2 protein-coding genes are annotated in these 3705 nt (G+C 70.4%); both read right to left on the bottom strand.

The window, feature by feature from the left end; genetic code table 11:
• Positions 1-1463, bottom strand: a 1463-nt coding sequence (locus tag ACIPEK_RS46350) for a type I polyketide synthase (protein WP_402008985.1), incomplete at its 3' end; no start/stop codon positions are given.
• An 85-nt stretch (positions 1464-1548) separates the two neighbouring features.
• A partial coding sequence (locus ACIPEK_RS46345; protein ID WP_402008982.1) for a type I polyketide synthase occupies positions 1549-3705 on the bottom strand: 2157 nt, incomplete at its 5' end.

Raw genomic sequence — 3705 nt, 5'->3', positions numbered from 1 at the left:
GGGGCGTCGGTGCGTTCCAGGAGGTTGAGCAGGCCGACTGCCTGGGCGCGCAGCGCGTCCGGGCTGGCGCCGGACACCGGCCAGAGCACCGGCCCTACGACGCCGTCCCGCTCCGGGCTCTCCGCCTCGACGGTGGCCTCGACCGGTGCCCCGGGCGGTGCCTGTTCCAGGATCACGTGCGCGTTCGTACCACTGATCCCGAACGACGACACCGCCGCACGTTTGGGCCTGCCCGCTGCCCACGGCCGGGACTCCGTCAGCAGTTCCACGCCGCCGGCCGTCCAGTCCACCTTCGACGACGGCTCGTCCACGTGCAGAGTCTTGGGCAGTACGCCGTTGCGCATCGCCATGACCATCTTGATGATCCCGGCCACACCCGCCGCAGCCTGCGTGTGCCCCAGGTTCGACTTCACCGACCCCAGCCACAGCGGGCTCTCGGCCGGCCGGCCCTTACCGTAGGTGGCCAGCAGTGCCTGCGCCTCGATCGGGTCACCCAGAACCGTGCCCGTACCGTGTGCCTCCACCACATCGACTTGGTCCGCCGACAGCCTGGCATTCGCCAACGCCGCCCGGATCACCCGCTGTTGGGCCGGGCCGTTCGGCGCGGTGAGACCGTTGCTGGCGCCGTCCTGGTTGACCGCACTGCCCCGCACCACCGCGAGCACCCGATGCCCGTTGCGCCGCGCGTCGGAGAGTCGCTCCACCACCAGCACGCCGACGCCCTCGGAGAACCCCGTGCCGTCGGCCGCCTCGGCGAAGGACTTGCAACGGCCGTCGGCCGCAAGCCCGCGCTGCCGGCTGAAGTCGACGAAGGTCCCAGGCGTCGACATCACCGTGACGCCTGCCGCCAGCGCGAGCGAACATTCGCCGTTGCGCAGCGCCTGGCCAGCCAGGTGCAGGGCCACCAGCGACGACGAGCACGCCGTGTCCACCGTCACCGCCGGCCCCTCAAGACCGAGGGTGTAGGAGACACGGCCCGAGACGACGCTGCCGCTGCCGTAGCTGTTGATGTAGTCGTGGTACATCACACCGGCGAACACACCCGTGCGGCTGCCGCGGAGAGTGCCCGGATCCAGCCGCGCGTTCTCGAGCGCCTCCCAGGAAGCCTCCAGCAGCAGCCGCTGCTGCGGGTCGATGGCACGCGCCTCACGCGGTGCCACGCCGAAGAAGGCCGGGTCGAAGTCGGCGGCGTCGTAGAGGAACCCGCCGTGACGGGAGTACGAGGTGCCGTCGTGCTCCGGGTCAGGGTCGTACAGGGCATCGAGGTCCCAGCCCCGGTCCTCGGGAAACCCGGATATGGCATCGGCCTCTTCGGAGACCAGCCGCCACAGATCCTCCGGCGACCGGACACCGCCCGGGTAGCGGCAGGACATGCCCACGATGGCGAGCGGCTCCTGCGCCATGCCGGTCAGCTTGCGGTTCTGCTCGCGCAGACGCTCGGTCTCCTTGACGGATGTCCGCAGGGCGTCGACGAGCCTCGCGTCGGGCCGATCGGGTTGCGGAGTCTGAGTAGGCCGGCTGGGACGACTGGGCTCAGTCATTGCGGTGTCACTTCTCCCGCGTCATGTCGTTGACGTCGAATTCGTCGTACACGTAGTCGGATTCGTAGGCCGCGTCGTGGGCCGGGCCTTCGGACAGGTTGTCGGACAGGTCGTCGTGGGCGGAACCGGAGTCCGCGAGAGCCATGCTGATCAAGGCCTCGGTGTCCATGGCATCGATGGAGTCCGCGTCTTGCGCCGCGAGTCCGGCTTCGATTCCGGCGAGTTCCAGCAGGCGGTCCATCAGGCCGGCCTCCCGCAGCCGGGACAGCGGGATCGCGGCGAGCGCGGTACGGATACGGTTCTCCGCCGACCCGGTACCCGTTTCGCTCGGGTCGTCCTCTGTCTGCGGAGCGAGCTCCTCCCACAGGTGACCCGCGACCGCCCGAGTACTGGGGTAGTCGAAGATCAGCGCAGCCGGCAGACGCAGGCCGGTGGCCGCGTTGAGGCGGTTGCGGAACTCCACGGCGGTGAGCGAGTCGAACCCCAGGTCGCTGAACGACCGCTCGGAGTCCACGGCTTCGGTATCGGCATGGCCGAGTACCGCCACGGCTTGCGCGCGCACCACCTCGATCAGCAGGTCCTTCCGCTCGTGTGCGGGCGTGTCCGCGAGGCGGGCGCGCAAGCTCTGCGAGTCGGCGGGCGACTGCGAAAAGGACTGCGCGATCCGCCGTGCGGGTGCGCGCACCAAGCCGCGGAAGAGCGGCGGCAGTTCCCCGTCACCGCTCTGTGCCATGGCGCGAACGTCCAACACAGCCGGGACGAGGAGCGCGTCGGTCGGGTTGCCGATCTGGTCCTGGTCGAGCACAGCCGTATCGAACAGGGCCAAACCCTGCTGGGCGGAGAGTGCCCCGGCACCCGCGCGTGCCATGCGGTGCGCATCGGTGCCGCTCAGCGTGCCGGCCATGCCGCCGTCGTCCGCCCACATACCCCAGGCCAGCGAGCTGGCCACCAGACCATGGGCCCGGCGGTGCTGGGCCAGCGCATCCAGGAAGGCATTGGCTGCCGCGTAGTTGCCCTGCCCCGGTACGCCCAGCGCCCCGGCGATGGAGGAGAAGAGCACAAACGTGGACAGGCCGAGATCGCGGGTCAGCTCGTGCAGGTTCCAGGCCGCGTCGGTCTTGGGCCGGAGCACGGTGTCCATGCGTTCCGGAGTCAGCGAGCCGATAACTCCGTCGTCCAGCGTGCCGGCGACGTGTACGACACCGGTCAGTGGGTGGTCGGCCGGAACTGCCGCCAGCAGGGCGGCCAGTTGGGTGCGGTCGGCGACGTCACAGGCAGCGAGTGTCACGTCGGCGCCCAGCTCGGCCAGCTCGGCACTCAGCTCGGCGGCACCGGGCGCGTCCGGACCCCGGCGGCTGGCCAGCAGTACATGGCCGGCCCCGTGTTGGGCCACCAGGTGGCGTACGACCAAGGCCCCCAGCGCGCCAGTGGCACCAGTCACCAGAACCGTGCCGTCGACATCCCAGACCTTCCGCTCGGACGGGACATCGGCATCGGCGGGCTGGGCCGCGGCAGACATCCGCGCCAATCGCGGGACGTACACGTCGCCCTCGCGCAGCGCGAGTTGCGGCTCATCTGTATGCACGGCCCGAGGCAGTGCGGCGAGAGAGGCATCGTGGCCGTCCACGTCGATCAGTACGATCCGGCCCGGATTCTCCATCTGCGCCGACCGTACGAGACCGCCCACTGCGGCACCCGCGAGATCACTCACGTCGCCGGCCGCCGTCGGGACCGCGCCCTGTGTCACCACCACCAGGGTCGACGCGGCGAACCGCTCGTCCGCCAGCCATGTCTGAAGGTCGGCGAGGGTCCGATGCGTACGCTCGCGCACCGCGGCCGCGACATCCACTCCAGCCCCGGCCGTACGGGTGTCTCCGACGACCGGCAGGACGACTACGTTCGCGTCGCCGGCGTCGCGCAGCTCCGGTACCGCCGCGCTGCTCGCCACCACGGTGGCAAGAGATTCCGACCACTCGACGGCATTCGAACCGACCACTACCCACTTGCCGTTGTCGGCCAAAGCGGGAGCCGAGGGCGACGGAGCCCAGTCGACCCGATACAGGGAGTCGTGGAACTCGGCGCGTGCCTGGGCCAGTTGCTCCTCGGAGATCGGCCGGACATCCAGCCGCTCCACCGAGACCACCGCACGACCCGCGGCATCCGC

It is taken from the genome of Streptomyces sp. NPDC088246 (assembly GCF_044741025.1).
Lineage (GTDB): Bacteria > Actinomycetota > Actinomycetes > Streptomycetales > Streptomycetaceae > Streptomyces.
The sequence above is the reverse complement of the archived record's forward strand: the minus strand, read 5'-3'. Positions and strand labels throughout refer to the sequence as shown.